Genomic DNA, 16436 nt, shown 5'->3' on the forward strand with positions numbered 1-16436 from the left:
TGATCCGTCAAACTGTCTCTACAGGTATTCCACTTTGCCTGATAACGGCCGCGCAGGGTTAGACCGATATTCTTTCATCATTGCCTGATCCTGCAAAATCCCGATGGGGGCGGATAAAAAGCAAATATTATTATCTTTTAAACTCAGGGTTAATGGCAGATAAACAATAAATTTGTTTCAGCTGTTTTTTAATTCGTCTTGGCTAAAATACGTCGGTATCACGACCATTTAGATATATAAACCAATAGTTTTAAAATACATAATTTGTGCCGCTTCATTTATTACCTTCAATTCTAAACAGGCCAATATGAAAAATATAAATAAAGCCCTGATGGGCATGCTTACCCTTATGGGTAGCATGACGCCCCTGTATGCCGATGAAACGGAAACCGCGGTACCGACTCCAAGAAAGTCATCCTTGAAAGCGGCCTGTGGATGGAAAACGTCATCCGACTACATCTCAGACCAGCGCTTTCAGGGCGAGCATGCTATAAAAGCGGATTATAAGGCACATGGCGGTGATGGGCTGGTAATTAAACCCTTGTCAGGCCATGCCACGCTTGAAAAAGTCATCGCGGCGGGTGGCGCCGGCAATAAAGGCGGCCATGGCGTAGCCGCTTATGATGGTTTGAAAAAACTGAATATGGACGGCAGTACAATAACCGGCGGCGCGATAAAAAAAGATAAGATTTTATTGCCAAAAATTTTCTCGGATGGACCTGCTTTTGTCGGTGGTGCCGGGATGTTTTGCCGGTCCTCTCCCCATCAGAACATTGATATTACTATCAATAACAGCACGGTAACCGGCGGCGCCGCGTCATCGGAAGCCGGTATTCTCCTTGAGGCAGCAGGCAATGGCCTTAACGTTGTGGGAACGTCGGATATTATGCTCAAAAACGCCCATGTCATCAGCGGTAACAATGGCCGAGGGGCGGATGGCATTAACGCCGGCGGCGGCTCTATCACCGTGGTTAAAAGCCTGGTTAAAAGCCATGGTGCCGCGGGTATCGGGGTGATGGGCCCCACTGTTATCAGCGTGGATACTACCAGCAAGATTGATGGGGGTAAAAATAACGGCATCGGTATTAAAACTCGCCATGAGAGCAGCGTGGAATTAAGCGGAACGGTAAAGGGAGGCCGTTATGGGGTTTTATTTAATGGCGATAATAATACCTTGACATTACAGAATGGCGTTAATCTTCAGGGTAAAATCGCTGCGGCCGGAATAAACAATCTGCTGATTTTAAAGAGCAACAATCAAGATGAAAACAGTTTTGATCTTGATCTTATCGGTTTGGCTAATCATCGGCAGGGTTTTACTGAACTCCATAAATTCGGTGAAGGCAATTGGACGCTGAATAATAGTAATGCCGCAGCGGGCGGTATGGAAAGCGTTGTTGTTAAACAAGGCAGTTTAACCTTGGCCAAAACGGCGATATTATCCGCCGACGAAATAGTCAACGCACCGGCTGCTTTTTTGGGTGGAAGCGGGACCATCAAAGGAAAAGTGAAAAATGCCGGGACGCTTTATATGGGAAAAATGCAAAACATCGCCCCCTTCCAGACCCTGACCATTGATGGCGATTATCATGGTGAACCCGGCTCCCTTATCCAGTTCAATACCCGGCTGGAGAGTGATGATTCCTTGACCGATAAGCTGGTGGTGAGGGGTAAAATTTCCGGTCATAGCCAGCTTCGGATAGCTAATCTCGCCGGCAGCGGCGCCAGGACGGATAAAGGCATTCTGATCATCGAGGCGCGGAATGGTGAATCCCCGGCGGATACCTTCAGCCTGAGTCATCGGGTCGTGGCGGGAGCCTATGATTATTTTCTCAAACAGGAGGGCAATCGTTGGCTGCTCAGCACCGATCTGCCTGGCCAATCCGACTCATTGCCTGCTGCCCCGATAACGTCCCTATCCGACCAGGCGGAAAAATCTCTGCCCCCGCCAAAACCCCCACGCGTCATTTTCAACAGGGGGCCGGACCAAGGCCAACGGGTCGAAAAATCCGCGCCTCCACCAAAACCCCCGCGCACCTTTACTTACAAAGGGCCGGACGAAAATAACAAGGCCGACGCCAGACGTGATCTGGGGGAACCGGGGCCTTTGTCCGCGACTGCGGATGAAGTTGCCAAATCCCAATTTCCGGCCGCTGTTCGTTCTTTGGCGGAAACACATTCAGCTGAAACGAATCACGTTTTTGTCACTGAAATAACAAACCAGGCAAAGGGCTCAACAGCGGCGGACACTTCAGCTGAAACGAAGCGCCACCATGTTACCGCTGTAACAAGCGATGTGGCTTCTTCCATGAATATTGTGCCGGGGGCTGAAACGGACGGATTGCCGGTTGCGGCGAGGTATAGTGGAATTGTGTCGGGGGTTGAAACGGACCTATTACTGGTTACGGCAATGGAGAGTGATATTGTTCCAAAGGTTAAAACGGACGTGTTAGCTATCACGACGATGGAGAGTGATATGGACTCGCCGGTAACGACGGATGCGGGGGCTGAAGCCGTTCCATCTGCCGGTTTGATACGGTTAGCCGAAGGAATGGCTTCCGATGGGCATGAATCTTCAGCCATGGTCGAGGTTGCCGACGCGGGCGGTGATGGCGGTTCGGCTGCCTGTACCCCCCTTGACGAAGACCCGCCTACCTATTTTCCCTCCGTTGATGAGGATCACACCACCCCTGATAGTGGCCTTCATCCCTCTCTCGCCCCTATGTCGATAATGGCCGGGCGGGCGCCCCTGCGGCCTGAACCCGGTATATACGCAGCCAATCTGGCCGCGGCCAATACGCTTTTTGTCACCGGCATGCACGACCGTATAGGTGAACCCACCTACCCCGGCGCCTTGGCTTTTTCTGAGGAATCGGTTTATCCCGCCATGTGGTTAAGGGTGGTCGGCGGACGCAATAAGGCATCCATGGCGCAAGGGCAGATAACGACACGAACTGATAGTCAGCTGGTCCAGCTTGGCGGAGAAATTCTGCATATCGGCGGCAACGGATCCGACGGTGCGCATATCGGGCTGATGGTCGGTAGCGGACAAAGCCGCAGCCGGAGCCGCGCCGCCCTTACCGGCTATCAGGCCGGCGGCGATATTGAAGGTTACGCCGTGGGTCTTTACGGTACATGGCATCAGGACCATCATCGTCAAAAAGGGCCATATCTGGACCTCTCCCTGAATTATGGCTGGTTTGATAACCGGGTCAAAGGCGAATCGCTGCCGGAAGAGCGCTACCGCTCCAAGGGCCTGATAGGCGGCGCTGAAGCCGGTTATCACAGGAAAATCCATGAAGGCACACAGGTTAATGCCTATCTGCAGCCTCGGTTGCAAATGACCTGGATGGGTGTGCGGGCCGCGCATACCGAAATAAACGGCGATAAGTTCGCTCTGCTTGGCAGCGGTAATATACAGTCCCGTTTAGGCAACCGGTTTTATCTGGAGAAGCGGATCCAGGGACCCAATGGCCTGCAGCACGCGTTTAAACCCTATATTGAGACCAATTGGATCCATAATTCCCGGGCCTTTGGCGTCGCGATAAACGGCAACCGACTGTTGCAGCAGGGGGGAAGAAACCTCGCCGAGGTAAAAATCGGCCATGAAGGACAAGCGAACCGCCGGGTTGCCGTCTGGGGTAGCCTGGGGTACCAAGCCGGCGCCGGCGGTTTCAGCAACACTGTCGGCACGCTGGGCGTCAAAGCGCATTTCTAGGAGTGGAGTGAACATCTCCCGGCGCGGCCTGTCCCCCGGCAACTCGAGGACCCTGGCGCGACATTAAAAATACGTATGACCACCCTACCCGTGACGTTGGTCACGGGAATAGGCGCGCTCGCCCTGGATCCAGGTCTGGTAAATACTCCTATCGTCCCCCAGTATCATCAGGGCGAATAATCGTTCGGCAAAATCGACGCTCTTTTTCTGCCGCAACTGTTGCAGCGGCGTCGCCACAGGATCGAGCACCACAAAATCCGCTTCTTTACCGGGCATGAAATTGCCCAGTACCCCATCCAGGGAAAGGGCCTTCGCCGCCCCCAGGGTGGCGTGATAAAAGGCTTCGTACACCGACAGGCAATACCCCTGCAACTGCCCGACTTTATAGGCTTCCGCCAGGGTTTGTAACACATTAAAGGTGGTGCCGGCGCCCACATCCGTGCCGATGCCCACCGGGATATGCCGATCCCAGCTTTTTTGCAGGTTGAATAATCCACTGCCGAGAAACAAATTCGAGGTGGGGCAAAACGCGATGGATGAATGGGTGTGTTCCAGAGTCTGCCATTCTTCATCGTCCAGATGCAGGCAGTGCGCGAAAACGCTTTTTCGGCCGGTGAGGCCATAATGATGGTAAACATCCAGGTATCCGGCATGTTCGGGGAACAAGGATTTCACCCAGGCGATTTCATTGATGTTTTCACTGAGATGGGTTTGCAAATACACATCGGGGTATTCCCGGCGTAACCCGCTGACCACTGACAGCAGAGCCGTGGATGAGGTCGGGGCGAACCGGGGGGTTAACGCATAACTCAAGCGCCCTTTATGATGCCAGCGTTTAATGAGGGCGCGGGTTTCCATTTCGCTTTGTTCCGGCGTTTCCAGTAATTCCGGCGGCGCATTTCTATCCATCATGACTTTGCCGGCAATGATGCGCATATTACGTTCCATTGCGGCGGCAAACAAAGCATCGACGGATGAGGCATGTACCGTTCCGAAGATCATGGCGGTGGTAGTGCCGTTGCATAGCAACTGATCGAGGAAAAAGGCCGCCATAGCGGCCGCGTGATCCGGGCAATCGTATTGTCCTTCGGCGGGAAAGGTGTAGTTATTCAGCCACTCCAGCAGTTGATCGCCGTAAGATCCGATGATTTCCGTCTGTGGATAATGTATATGGCTGTCGATAAAACCCGGCACGATGATTTTACCGGGGAAATGGCACATCTCCATCTCCGGCGTCAAATCCGGCGCGGCAATGGACCAGGGACGTAACGACAGAATTTTGCCCCGCTCTATCAGCAGCAGCCCATCATCAATAAAGCGGGCGGATTGCGCCAGCTCGGCGGGATGGGAAACCAATTGGGTAAGATCAAAAAAGCTGCCTCGGATGGCTTTGATATCATGCATGGCATCGGCCTTTATTATTCATTTTCGGACGGATTATCTAAGACAGGGCAAATTCCGTGCCATTACCCCTGAGTTTAAAAAACTACAATAAATCATACATATCAATATATTATCGTGCTTTGAGCGGAAAGCGACTCAGTAAACTACATCGGCAACCTCTGATACTGCTTGTATTACTACCTGGGCAAACGGTTGCTTTTTGTTGTAATCCTTTCCTCGCGTTCAATTCAATTTCATTGTACTTTGTATGACGATTTATTTTTCTAAAGCGTTGCATAATGAAGCAATAAAGGGCTTGGTTGTGTTAAAAAAACGCACGATGATAAAACCTCCGCACTGAAATGACGCATTGCGATTTTAATCAATCCTTAAAGTACCCATGCTAGGAGAATTCATATGGAATATCGTCAACTTGGCCGTTCAGGCCTGAAAGTATCGGTATTGAGTCTCGGCACCATGACCTTTGGCGGCAAAGGCAAATTCGCCAAAGTCGGTGACACCGGTGTTGCCGAGGCCCGCCGCCAGCTCGCCCTGTGTGTCGAGGCGGGCATTAATTTATTCGACACCGCCGACGTTTACTCTCAGGGGGTATCGGAAGAGATCCTGGGGGAGGTTCTCAAGGAAAAACGCACCAGTGTCCTGGTGGCCTCCAAGGCCCGTTTTCCCATGGGCACCGGACCGAACGATCGCGGTTCATCCCGCCACCATCTGATTCGCGCCTGTGAAGCCAGTCTCAAGAGGCTTAAAACCGATTATATCGATTTGTATCAATTGCATGAGTGGGATGGTTTAACCCCGCTGGAAGAGACTTTGTATGCCCTGGAACATCTGGTAGACAGCGGCAAGGTACGTTATGTGGGAGTCTCGAACTTCTCCGGCTGGCATTTGATGAAAACCCTGGGCGTGTCGGAACGGCTGAACCTGATCCGGCCGGTCAGTCAGCAAATCCATTATTCCTTGCAGTCTCGTGAAGCCGAATATGAACTCCTGCCCATTACTCAGGATCAAGGATTAGGCGTACTGATTTGGAGTCCGCTTGCCGGCGGCCTGCTATCGGGCAAATACCGTCGCGATCGCAAGCCGGAGGGCAGCACCCGCCATTTGGAAGAGTGGAATGAACCGCCGATTTATAATCAGGATGCGCTGTATGACATCGTCGACGTATTGGTGGACATCGCCGACGCCCGAGGTGTCTCGGCGGCACAGGTGGCCCTGGCTTGGCTTATCAGCCGTCCTTCGGTGACCTCGGTCATTATCGGCGCGCGCACTGAAGATCAGTTGAAAGATAATCTGCTGGCGGCGGATTTAGTGCTTAACAGCGATGAAATCAGCCGTCTCTCCGATGTCAGCCGCCCGCCGTTGATCTATCCTTATTGGCATCAGGCGCAAACCGCTTCCGACAGATTATCGGCGGCGGATCTGTCTTTGATTGCGCCTTATTTACGCAAGCCTTAGGGCTTGGGCGTTAAGCACCGCAAACCGATATAAAAGGTATTGATTTACCGCAAGTTACGAGGAACCGCTAGATGATTATTTTCGTTACCGGCGCTACCGCTGGGTTTGGTGAAACCATCACCCGCCGGTTTATCCAGCAGGGCCATAAGGTTATCGCCACCGGCCGCCGTCAGGAGCGCCTTGATGAATTGAAAGCCGAGCTGGGGGAATCGCTGTTTACTCTTAAACTCGATGTGCGCGATCGAGAAGGCGTTCAGAAGGCGGTGGATTCCCTGCCCGCCCAGTGGCGTGAAGTGGATGTTCTGGTGAATAACGCCGGCCTGGCGTTGGGCATGGAGCCGGCGCATAAAGCCAGCCTTGATGATTGGGAAAGTATGATCGATACCAATAACAAAGGATTGGTGTATATGACCCGCGCTCTGTTGCCCGGCATGGTGGAGCGTCGCCGGGGACATATTGTAAACCTGGGTTCCACCGCCGGGCGCTGGCCTTATGCCGGCGGTAACGTTTACGGCGCCACCAAAGCGTTTGTCCGCCAGTTCAGTTTAAACCTGCGCACCGATTTAGTGGGCACCAAAGTGCGGGTGACGGATATCGAACCGGGCCTGGTGGGCGGTACGGAATTCTCGGCGGTACGGTTTAAAGGGGATAACGACAAAGTCGCCAATACCTATAAAAATGCCGACCCGCTGACGCCGGAAGACATTGCCGAAGCGGTATACTGGGTCACGACGCTGCCGGCCCATGTCAATATCAACGTTCTTGAAATGATGCCGGTCAATCAGTCCTTTGCCGGACTAAGCGTACATCGGGATTAATTCCGCGGCGGGCTGTCGATAATGTGCCGGCGGCCCGCCGAATTCTTACCGCCCGCATTTAAGCGCTTTTAGCCCAGCCGGATACAACTATCAGTACGCCGGCAAAGGTCACCGCCGCCCCCAGCCAATCCTGCGGGGTCAATCTCACCCCATCGATAAATCTGAGCCATAAAAACGCCGTCAGGATATAGATCCCGCCGTAAGAGGCGTATATGCGTCCGCTGGCGGCGGGATGCAGCATCAGCAAACCGACAAACGCCGCGAGACTGATTGCGGCCGGAATCAACAATAAAATACTGCCGCCCTTTTGCACCCAGAGATGGGGAAGATAACAGCCGAGAATTTCTGCGATAGCGGTGGCGAAAAACAACAGGGTGGTTTTCAGCATTGACAGTTTTTCTCCACTAAAAGTAACTAAATGTGTACAGCTGGGATGGTCAAAATCCCTAAGCCAATGTTATTATGACGATAAATACATAAGCCATGGGCATTTGCAATTGTAATTGCATCAAACCTTTATGTGCCTACCCGTGCCTACCTATAGCTGAAAGGGAAGATAGTATGAAAACCATGCCACATCAACGACTGAACCGCGGGATGCTCCCGGTCGTTTTGCTGGTCTTTTCCACCGCCGCCGGCGCGGCGGACCGTACTCAGCACATCATTATCGACTCCGGCGATAACGCCATGAGCCGTGAACAGGCAAGAGAAAGCCGGGAACAGTGGGATGGGACGCGCAGGTTGCGCAACAAGATCAATAACCGCGCTGAAAAGGACTTTGATAAATATGACAGAACTGTCGATCTGCAGGACCGGTGCGTCAACAGCGATAATATTAACGCCTATTGGGAACCCAACAATGGCCGCTGCCTCGATCGCCGCACCGGCCGCCCGGCAATGATGCCTTAACCTGGATGAATACCCAATTTTGTCGAGGCTGCTATCCTTAAATCGGTACTTTTTAAAAAGTAAGTTTATCAGGTAAGTTTCTACGGTAATGATTTTAAGATAAGGACGGTAAGATGAAGACGTTAAGCATGTTAGGGACGCTGCTGGCCCTGGTATTACCGGTGGTTGCACAGGCATCCTGTGAAAGCGTAAAAGCGGATATCACCCAGAAGATTGTCGCCAACGGCGTGCATGAAACCAGCTTCCATCTGGATATTGTTCCCAATGATCAGGCCGATCGGGCCGGCGGCCAGGTTGTCGGCCATTGTGATGATGATACGCAGAAAATAGTTTATCTGCGCACCGGCGCCGATACCAACAGCGCGCCGAGTCCCTAGCACAAACGATATGGCATCAGGGCGAGTTCCCTCGCCCTGATTAGTCAACACACGGATAATCAGAATTCCCTGCCAACTGATCATACGTATTGAATCTCTTGCTAAAACCCTGCGTTGACAACATAAAACGCATTAGGCTCTTCATCATTCGTTAAACGAGCAAACCAAGATAAAATTAAGCAATCACTTTATTTTTTTGATCTATTACGCTGCCTAATTCAATATAACCGGCGAGATCGCGCTGCTCTGGTCGGGGCAAATAAGGCAATTCCCCCAACTGTGGTGCGGGTATTTTGTTCCGCAGCACGTCCATAATTTCCGCGTAATGGGCCAGTCCGGGATTGATTCGGTTAGCTACCCAGCCTAATAATGGTAATCCGTCGCTGATAATTGCCTGCGCGGTTAATAACGCATGATTAATGCAGCCAAGTTTAATACCGACGACCAATATTACCGGCAACTGTTCCTGGATCACCCAATCTGAATACGGGCGGTAGTCGCTCATTATTGTCCGCCATCCGCCGCTGCCTTCCACCACCACAATGTCGGCGACTTCACTTAGGTGAACCAGCCCCTGGGACATCAGGCCATAATTGATTTCACCACCGGTATAGGCGCTGATTTCTTCTTCACGCAGAGTAATAGGATTTATCTCAGCATAAGGAAGGACAATTGAGGAAGACGCCCCGAGGATTACCGCGTCCTTGTTGCGTAAACCTTCAGACGTTTCCTCGCTGCCCCGGGCGATGGGCTTGTACCCTACCGCGGTAAGCTTGTGTGCCGCCAGGTTTTGCAACAGGGCGCGCGAGACAATGGTCTTGCCGACAGCGGTATCAGTACCGGCAACAAAAATACGCTTCAACATGACAACTCCAGCCTGTCGTTAATCCATTGGACATGTTTAAAATGATCGGATAACAGAAATGTACGTGATATTGTGCCGGCGCGGCTTGCGTTAGCTCAATATTTTATCGGAAGAGTCTCTTGCGTAACGAAGTCGAGCCGGAAAGCGTGGATAGCCACGTCACCATTTGCTGTACGCAAAGGAATGTTTCAAGCATGCGCGCGGGGAGGCATTGTCGCCGGCGCATGGTTTCATTTGTTGGCTGCTTAAAAAAAATACTTATGCTGCTTTAGTGTTATAGATATAACACAATCAATATGAAATCCACCGCTGATTAGCAGAAGGTTTCAAGACTGAAATATGAATTTTCTCGTACTAACATTTATATTGTTGATTTTCAGCCTGATGTATTGAAATATCATTTTTATTGTATAGTTTAGCCCGCTGCTGGGCTCGAGCGTAATTAATGGAGTTAAATAAAGAGTTAAAACGACAAATTTAATGCCTATCTCTTTCCATTTTTTCCGTTATCAATAAAATCATCCCTGCAACAGCTTTAACAACAGCGAGCCGTCGTACAGCGCATCTTTTACCAGCGCGGCGCCGGGCATGGTGCCCTGGTTCAGGAAGCGCGTTGCCTGTACCGTAATATTCTTACTGTAATCCGGCAGCGATTGTTGCCGAATATTTGAAAGGATTACCGGGAACAGAATATCCGAAGCCGAATTGAGCGGCGAACCCACCAGAATTTTTTCCGGATTGAACAGGTTAACCATGATGGCCAGTATCCGCCCTACGCTATTGCCGATGCCGACGATAATGTCCCGGGCCAGCGTATCCCCGGCGTTGGCCGCGGCGCAAAGGGATTCCACGCTGACGCCGGTATCGTTCAAGGCGGAATCCACGTTAAGCGCCAAACGTTGGCGGGTCAGGTCCAGGATGCTCTCAATGCCCGCCACGGTTTCGAGACAGCCCCGATTGCCGCAGTAGCAGCGCTTGCCGTAAGGCTCCACCTGAGTGTGGCCGATTTCCACCAGGCTTCGGCTGCCGCCGTGCAGCAGGGTTCCGCCGGTAATTACGCCGGCGCCGACGTTGTGATCGATGACGATCTGAATGACGTCGTTGCAACCGCGCGCCGCGCCGTAAAGTGCTTCGGCCATGGTCCAGGCACAGATATCATGCTGCAGGTAGACCGGCACGCCGATATGCTCGCTCAGGGCCGGCCCCAAGGAGAGATTATCCACATTATACCAGGGCATACGATGCACCATGCCCGCCGAGGCGTCGATAATGCCCGGCAGGGTCACGGCGATGGCCGTTAGACGTTCCAGCAGGCGCTGATGGCGGATAAAAAACTGGTCGATGGTTTGAATCAGGCGGACCAATAGCGGTTCAGGAGCCTGTGCCGCCAACGGGACGGTATCTTCGACGATAAGGTGGCTGCTGAGTTCGCGCAGGGCCAGGGTTATGGTGCCGTGGCCGATACGCACGGAAAGAAAATGCCAGGCTTGCGTTTCTACCACCAGGCCGATGGCAGGCCGGCCGCGTAGGCCGTTTTCCTGATATTCGGTCTCAGCCACCAGGTGGGCTTCCACCAGTTCACGGACAATCTTGGTGATACTGGCAGGAGCGAGCCGGGCTTCTTTCGATAAGGCGATACGCGAAATAGGTCCAAAGGAATCAATCAGACGATAGACGACTCCCGCATTGGTCTGTTTGATTTGATCGATATGTCCCGGTTGACCATGGCCAATCACTCACCCTGCTCCTGATATTTTCACGCTATAAAATAATTGATTTCGGCTATGGTGAGACTTTTAAATTTAACCGTCAAATATTTGATTAGTTATGTGATTTAACGCACATTATCAGCTTGGATCGGCATCTTTTGCCGTACCAGCCATGGCGGAAAAGGACATATGTGACGCCTGCGCCAGCATGAGGTCTTTCCTTGGAATCAACTCTACCATTATTGTTGTAACATTAATTTGATCAACATCTTGGCAGCGGCTGAAAGTGTGCGTTGCCGGTGGGTGACCAGCCAGACCTCTGTCTTCGCTTCCGGCTCCTCCAGAGTAAGATATCGCACGCTGTCCACCCGGATACGGGAAAAGGACGCAGGCAGAATAGAAACCCCCAATCCGGCCGAAACCAGGCCGATGATGGTCATGGCCTCTCCCACTGCCTGCGTAATATAGGGCGTAATGGAGAACTTTTTTAGCAACAAAAGGGTATCGTCATACAGCCCGGTCCCCACTTTGCGATCAAAAAATACAAAGGGTTCATTCGCCAATTGACGCAGAGAAATCATTTGATTCGGTCCATTGGCCAGCGGGTGATCCTGATGCACCACCGCCATCAGCGGTTCACGGAGCAACAGTTGGTAATCCAATCCATCCGGCAGCGAGGTGTTGCGCATTAATCCGATATCGAACTTACCGCTCAGCAGGGGTTCGATTTGCTGTTTGGAATTGCTTTCCACCATCTGGATATGGATATCGGGATGCTGCTGCCTAAAGGCCAGCAGGCTGGCGGAGATGCTTCTGATAAAGGGAGTGGATGAGGTGAAACTGATGGTGATTTCCCCCAGTTCCCCGCGATGGATCCGGGCGGCGCGATCCGCCGCCTGGTTGACTTGCTCGATGATCAGCCGCGCCTGTTGCAAAAAAGCCGTTCCCGCCGGAGTAAGGCGCACGTTGCGATTATTGCGTTCTAAGAGCTTTGCCCCCACCTGTTGTTCCAGAATCTGGATTTGCTGGCTCAAAGGGGGTTGGGAAATATGGAGTTTTTCAGCGGCGCGGCCAAAATGCAACGTCTGTGCGACGGCGATGAAATAGCGTAAATGACGCAGTTCAATATGGCGCAACTCAGTATTCATACTTTTAAGATATCAATTGAGATTATTAATATATTAGACAACAAACATAAATATTCCTAAAATTATCTTCTACGGCAATCGCATGTGTGGTTGGCGTATGCCCATTGCCGACAAATCCACGTAATGCGCATTTAATGCTGTTTTAATTAAGGATTTATTGTGAACACCCCATCGCGTAACCAGGCGCCCGAGCCTGCGACGCCGGATCAAACCACTGCCGCCATTCATCATATTCAGGTTAAACAAGCGTTTATTGAACGTGGCACGCCCCAGTTTATGCGGCTGACATTGGCGCTTTTTTCCGCCGGGTTGGCGACGTTCGCCCTGCTCTACTGCGTTCAGCCCATTTTGCCGGTCTTGTCACAGGATTTCGGCGTATCGCCGGCCACCAGCAGTTTGTCACTCTCGGTGTCCACCGGCTTGATGGCGCTGGGACTTTTGCTGACCGGCCCGTTGTCCGATGCCGTCGGCCGCAAATCGGTGATGGTGGTGGCGCTAATGCTTGCGGCAATATTTACCCTGGTGAGCGCGTTTATGACCAGTTGGCAGGGAATTCTGATTGTCCGCGCGTTAGTGGGGTTATCATTAAGCGGTGTGGCGGCGGTGGCGATGACCTACCTGAGTGAAGAGATCCACCCCAGCGTGGTGGCCTTTTCCATGGGGCTGTATATCAGCGGCAACTCCATAGGCGGCATGAGCGGCCGCTTATTAAGCGGGGTATTGACCGACTTTTTTTCCTGGCGCATCGCCATCGGGGTTATAGGCCTGTTATCACTGGCCAGTGCCGTGATGTTTTGGCGGATTCTCCCCACATCACGTCATTTTCGCGCGTCTTCCCTAAGGCCCCATACCCTGGCCATTAATTTTCGGCTGCAGTTTCGTGACGCGGGTTTGCCGATGCTGTTCGCCGAAGGTTTTTTGTTGATGGGCGCCTTTGTTACGCTGTTCAATTATATAGGTTATCGACTGCTGGCGGCGCCCTGGTTCCTTAGCCAGGCGGTAGTGGGACTGCTGTCGGTGGTGTATCTCACCGGCACTTACAGCTCACCCAAGGCCGGCGCCCTGACCGCCCGCTACGGCCGCGGTCCGGTGTTGATGGTGTCGATTCTGATTATGCTGGCGGGCCTGCTGGTAACGTGGTTTGATTCCCTGATTATCATCCTTATCGGCATGATGCTGTTCACCGCCGGCTTTTTCGCCGCCCACTCCACCGCCAGCGGCTGGATTGGCCGTCGCGCGCGTCGCGCCAAAGGGCAGGCATCCTCCCTCTATCTGTTCTGCTATTATGTCGGCTCTAGCACCGCCGGTACGGTGGGAGGATTTTTCTGGCACAGTTTCGCCTGGACCGGCGTGGTGCTCTTCCTGTCTTGTCTGTTGCTGATAGCTCTGTTTGTCGCCCGCCGTTTGCGTAACTTGCCTGTGTTGCACGCGACTTCTTTGTAAAAGTCACCAAGGTCTCGCTGCCAGAAGAAGATAATTCTGGTGGTTGAAGCCGATTGGGGGCATGGTATATATGTATGTTGTAACTAAGGCAATCCCTCTTATGCGCCCATTGGACCTGATAGCCCGACTAAATGAGAATTTCACCCAGTTGCAAGAACGCCTGACGGATTTACAATCCCTGCTCACTGACGCACACTGGCTGACCGGGCGGGTATTTGAATTACCGGAAGTGGAGAAAGGCCGGGAGCATGACCCCGTCACGGACATTCCGGTTATTCAGCATCTGGGGCCGCTGGCCCTCAGCCGGGGATTAAACCATTTCCAACGGATGTTTATCTACCATCAAAATCAAAACAGCAGCGCCAAGGCGGCCATACGCCTGCCCGGCGCCCTGTGTTTTGACGTCGATGAACCGATGCTGGCGGACGTGCTGGCGCTGACGGCACAAATTAACGGCCTGAAGGCCGAGCTGACCCATATGATTACCGTGGAATCGGCATTGCCTCCCGAACAGCGTTTCGAGTTTGTCCATACGCACCTGCGCGGGTTGAAAACCCTGAGCGCCTATCGGGCATTGCAGGTTATCGTCGATCCCTGGAGCGTGCGCTTTGGTTGGGCCAATAAGCAGATCATAAAAAACCTGACCCGGGAGGAAGTGTTGGTTATGCTGAAAAAAAGCCTGGAGGCCGGCCGTGCGGTTCCGCCTTACAGTAAAGAACAGTGGAGCGAAAAAATCAGGCAGGAGATGGATGTTATCGGTAAACTGCCGCCGGATATTCCATTGAAAATAAAGCGCCCGGTGAAGGTGCAGCCCATCGCCCGGGTGTGGTATCAGGAACAGCAGCGGCAAATTCAGTACGCCTGCCCTTCCCCGCTTATAGTCTTGTGCCGACGGCGTTCAGGGGCGCCGGTGCCGCAGTTGGGTGAGTTAACCGACTATCATCGCGACGGCATACGGCATAAATACAAACCGGCCTCACGGCCGGCGCATATCATTATCGAGCGATTGCATTTGTACGTCGTTGAAGACTGATCCCTAAAGCTTCAGACGCATCGTGATATGACCCGAAGCTTTGATGAATTGTCCTGTTTTGTCGGGGCCGGCTAGTTTTTAAGACTGCCCACCATATCTTCCGGCCGGACCCATTGATCGAACTCTTCTTCGGTCAGATACCCCAGCTTCAATGCGGAAGCCTTTAAGGTCAATCCCTCTTTGTGGGCTTTTTTGGCAATTTCCGCCGATTTGTCATAACCGATATGGGTATTGAGGGCGGTCACCAGCATCAGGGATTCATTCAACAACTGATCGATGCGAGGCCGGTTAGGCTCGATGCCCACGGCGCAGTGGCGGGTAAAGCTGTCAATGCCGTCCGCCAGCAGCCGTACCGATTGCAGGAAATTATGAATGATCATCGGCCGATAGACATTTAATTCAAAATTACCCGAGGCGCCGCCGATATTCACCGCCGTGTCGTTGCCGATAACCTGGCAACACAGCATGGTCATGGCTTCGCACTGGGTAGGATTGACCTTGCCCGGCATAATGGAACTGCCCGGCTCGTTCTCGGGGATGCTGATTTCGCCGATACCGCAACGGGGGCCGGAAGCCAGCCAGCGCACATCGTTGGCGATTTTCATCATCGATGCCGCCAGTCCTTTCAGCGAGCCGTGGCCGTGAACCAACGCGTCGCAGGTGCCCAGCGCCTCGAACTTATTGGGGGCGGTGACAAAAGGATGTCCGGTGAGCTCAGCCAAGGCTTTCGCCACCCGCACCGCGTACTCCGGATGAGTGTTCAGGCCGGTGCCCACCGCGGTACCCCCCAGGGCCAGCTCGCATAAATGGGGTATGCTCTGCTCGATATGAGTGAGGCTGTGATCCAGCATCGATACCCAGCCGGAGATTTCCTGCCCCAGGGTCAAGGGAGTGGCATCCTGTAAATGGGTGCGGCCAATCTTGACGATATCGTTAAAAGCAGCGGATTTTTGCCCTAAAACCTCTCTTAACGCATTGATCTTGGGGAGCAGGTGTTCGCGTAGGGCGATTACCGCCGCCACATGCATGGCGGTGGGAAAGACGTCGTTCGAACTCTGGCTTTTATTGACGTCGTCATTGGGATGGACCAGGCGTCCCTCGCCGCCGCGCCGACCGCCCAAAAGCTCACTGGCGCGATTGGCCAGAACTTCATTCATGTTCATGTTGCTTTGAGTGCCGGAACCGGTTTGCCAGATAGCCAGCGGAAATTCGTCCGGGTGCTTATGGGCCAACACTTCGTCCGCCGCGCGGATAATGGCGTCGGCGCGATCGGCGGGCAACAGGCCCAAATCTTTGTTGACCTGCGCGGCCGCGCGTTTGGTTTGGGCCAGCGCGGCAATCAGGGCCGGCGGCATCTTTTCACTGGATATACGGAAGTGCTCGAGGGAGCGCTGGGTTTGCGCCCCCCACAAACGTTCGGCCGGTACTTCGATCGGTCCCATGGAATCTTTTTCGACGCGGGTAGCTGTCATTGATGCCTCCTGGTATTCTTCCTATTGATCAATATCCTGCCCGGCAACGGTTCCAAGCCTACGCCGGACATTGATAGTATAGTGC

13 protein-coding genes are annotated in these 16436 nt (G+C 52.8%); 7 read left to right on the forward strand and 6 right to left on the reverse strand.

The genetic code is table 11. The annotated features are described in order from the left end of the window. Positions 1–307 precede the first annotated feature (307 nt). Positions 308–3718 carry an autotransporter outer membrane beta-barrel domain-containing protein gene (locus tag HB631_RS02660; protein ID WP_213989591.1) on the forward strand — a complete coding sequence of 1137 codons (3411 nt, stop codon included), beginning with the start codon at positions 308–310 and terminating at the stop codon, positions 3716–3718. A gap of 84 nt (positions 3719–3802) precedes the next feature. Here HB631_RS02660 and guaD read toward each other — a convergent pair whose 3' ends face one another. After that, positions 3803–5122, reverse strand: coding sequence for a guanine deaminase (guaD, locus tag HB631_RS02665; RefSeq protein ID WP_213989592.1), 1320 nt, complete (start codon positions 5120–5122; stop codon positions 3803–3805). 396 nt (positions 5123–5518) lie between these two features. Between guaD and HB631_RS02670 the strand changes: the two genes are divergently transcribed. Both HB631_RS02670 and ydfG read left to right on the forward strand, forming a co-directional pair. Then, entirely contained in the window at positions 5519–6577 is a 1059-nt protein-coding gene (locus HB631_RS02670; RefSeq protein WP_213989593.1) for an aldo/keto reductase, read from the forward strand. Between the two features lie 71 nt (positions 6578–6648). Further along, entirely contained in the window at positions 6649–7395 is a 747-nt protein-coding gene (gene ydfG, locus HB631_RS02675; RefSeq protein ID WP_213989594.1) for a bifunctional NADP-dependent 3-hydroxy acid dehydrogenase/3-hydroxypropionate dehydrogenase YdfG, read from the forward strand. A gap of 58 nt (positions 7396–7453) precedes the next feature. Here the strand turns inward: ydfG and HB631_RS02680 are convergent, their stop codons facing one another. Continuing rightward, positions 7454–7783 (reverse strand): YnfA family protein, encoded by a 330-nt coding sequence (locus HB631_RS02680; RefSeq protein ID WP_213989595.1) that lies wholly within the window; start codon positions 7781–7783, stop codon positions 7454–7456. A 173-nt stretch (positions 7784–7956) separates the two neighbouring features. On the opposite strand from HB631_RS02680, the gene HB631_RS02685 reads away from it, so the two are divergent. Together HB631_RS02685 and HB631_RS02690 are read left to right on the forward strand one after the other, a co-directional pair. Then, positions 7957–8304 carry a DUF1283 family protein gene (locus HB631_RS02685; RefSeq protein WP_213989596.1) on the forward strand — a complete coding sequence of 116 codons (348 nt, stop codon included), beginning with the start codon at positions 7957–7959 and terminating at the stop codon, positions 8302–8304. A 113-nt stretch (positions 8305–8417) separates the two neighbouring features. Then, complete coding sequence (locus HB631_RS02690) at positions 8418–8681, forward strand: DUF1161 domain-containing protein (protein WP_213989597.1); 264 nt, start codon at positions 8418–8420, stop codon at positions 8679–8681. 175 nt (positions 8682–8856) lie between these two features. Here HB631_RS02690 and bioD read toward each other — a convergent pair whose 3' ends face one another. From bioD to HB631_RS02705, 3 genes are all read right to left on the reverse strand, one after another. Continuing rightward, positions 8857–9546: a dethiobiotin synthase gene (gene bioD / locus HB631_RS02695; RefSeq protein ID WP_213989598.1), complete on the reverse strand. Its 690-nt coding sequence runs from the start codon at positions 9544–9546 to the stop codon at positions 8857–8859. 518 nt (positions 9547–10064) lie between these two features. After that, a complete protein-coding gene (locus tag HB631_RS02700) occupies positions 10065–11282 on the reverse strand; it encodes an ROK family protein (protein ID WP_213989599.1) in 1218 nt (405 codons plus the stop codon). A 212-nt stretch (positions 11283–11494) separates the two neighbouring features. Continuing rightward, entirely contained in the window at positions 11495–12403 is a 909-nt protein-coding gene (locus HB631_RS02705; protein ID WP_213989600.1) for a LysR substrate-binding domain-containing protein, read from the reverse strand. Positions 12404–12625: 222 nt separating this feature from the next. Between HB631_RS02705 and HB631_RS02710 the strand changes: the two genes are divergently transcribed. Further along, on the forward strand, positions 12626–13846 hold the full coding sequence (locus HB631_RS02710; RefSeq protein WP_345945686.1) for an MFS transporter: 1221 nt from the start codon (positions 12626–12628) through the stop codon (positions 13844–13846). A 100-nt stretch (positions 13847–13946) separates the two neighbouring features. Beyond that, the gene (gene tus / locus HB631_RS02715) at positions 13947–14879 is read left to right on the forward strand and encodes a DNA replication terminus site-binding protein (RefSeq protein WP_213989601.1); all 933 of its coding nucleotides are present in this window, start codon (positions 13947–13949) and stop codon (positions 14877–14879) included. Between the two features lie 71 nt (positions 14880–14950). On the opposite strand, the gene fumC is transcribed toward tus, so the two are convergent. Next, the gene (gene fumC / locus HB631_RS02720; protein ID WP_213989602.1) at positions 14951–16351 is read right to left on the reverse strand and encodes a class II fumarate hydratase; all 1401 of its coding nucleotides are present in this window, start codon (positions 16349–16351) and stop codon (positions 14951–14953) included. Positions 16352–16436: the final 85 nt, after the last annotated feature.

The sequence above is a fragment of the Sodalis sp. dw_96 genome (assembly GCF_018449575.1).
Lineage (GTDB): Bacteria > Pseudomonadota > Gammaproteobacteria > Enterobacterales > Enterobacteriaceae > Acerihabitans.

Coding starts and splice junctions, on each gene's coding strand:
- HB631_RS02660 (WP_213989591.1), top strand. CDS start 308: ATGAAAAATATAAATAAAGCCCTGATGGGCATGCTTACCCTTATGGGT.
- guaD (WP_213989592.1), bottom strand. CDS start 5,122: ATGCATGATATCAAAGCCATCCGAGGCAGCTTTTTTGATCTTACCCAA.
- HB631_RS02670 (WP_213989593.1), top strand. CDS start 5,519: ATGGAATATCGTCAACTTGGCCGTTCAGGCCTGAAAGTATCGGTATTG.
- ydfG (WP_213989594.1), top strand. CDS start 6,649: ATGATTATTTTCGTTACCGGCGCTACCGCTGGGTTTGGTGAAACCATC.
- HB631_RS02680 (WP_213989595.1), bottom strand. CDS start 7,783: ATGCTGAAAACCACCCTGTTGTTTTTCGCCACCGCTATCGCAGAAATT.
- HB631_RS02685 (WP_213989596.1), top strand. CDS start 7,957: ATGAAAACCATGCCACATCAACGACTGAACCGCGGGATGCTCCCGGTC.
- HB631_RS02690 (WP_213989597.1), top strand. CDS start 8,418: ATGAAGACGTTAAGCATGTTAGGGACGCTGCTGGCCCTGGTATTACCG.
- bioD (WP_213989598.1), bottom strand. CDS start 9,546: ATGTTGAAGCGTATTTTTGTTGCCGGTACTGATACCGCTGTCGGCAAG.
- HB631_RS02705 (WP_213989600.1), bottom strand. CDS start 12,403: ATGAATACTGAGTTGCGCCATATTGAACTGCGTCATTTACGCTATTTC.
- tus (WP_213989601.1), top strand. CDS start 13,947: ATGCGCCCATTGGACCTGATAGCCCGACTAAATGAGAATTTCACCCAG.
- fumC (WP_213989602.1), bottom strand. CDS start 16,351: ATGACAGCTACCCGCGTCGAAAAAGATTCCATGGGACCGATCGAAGTA.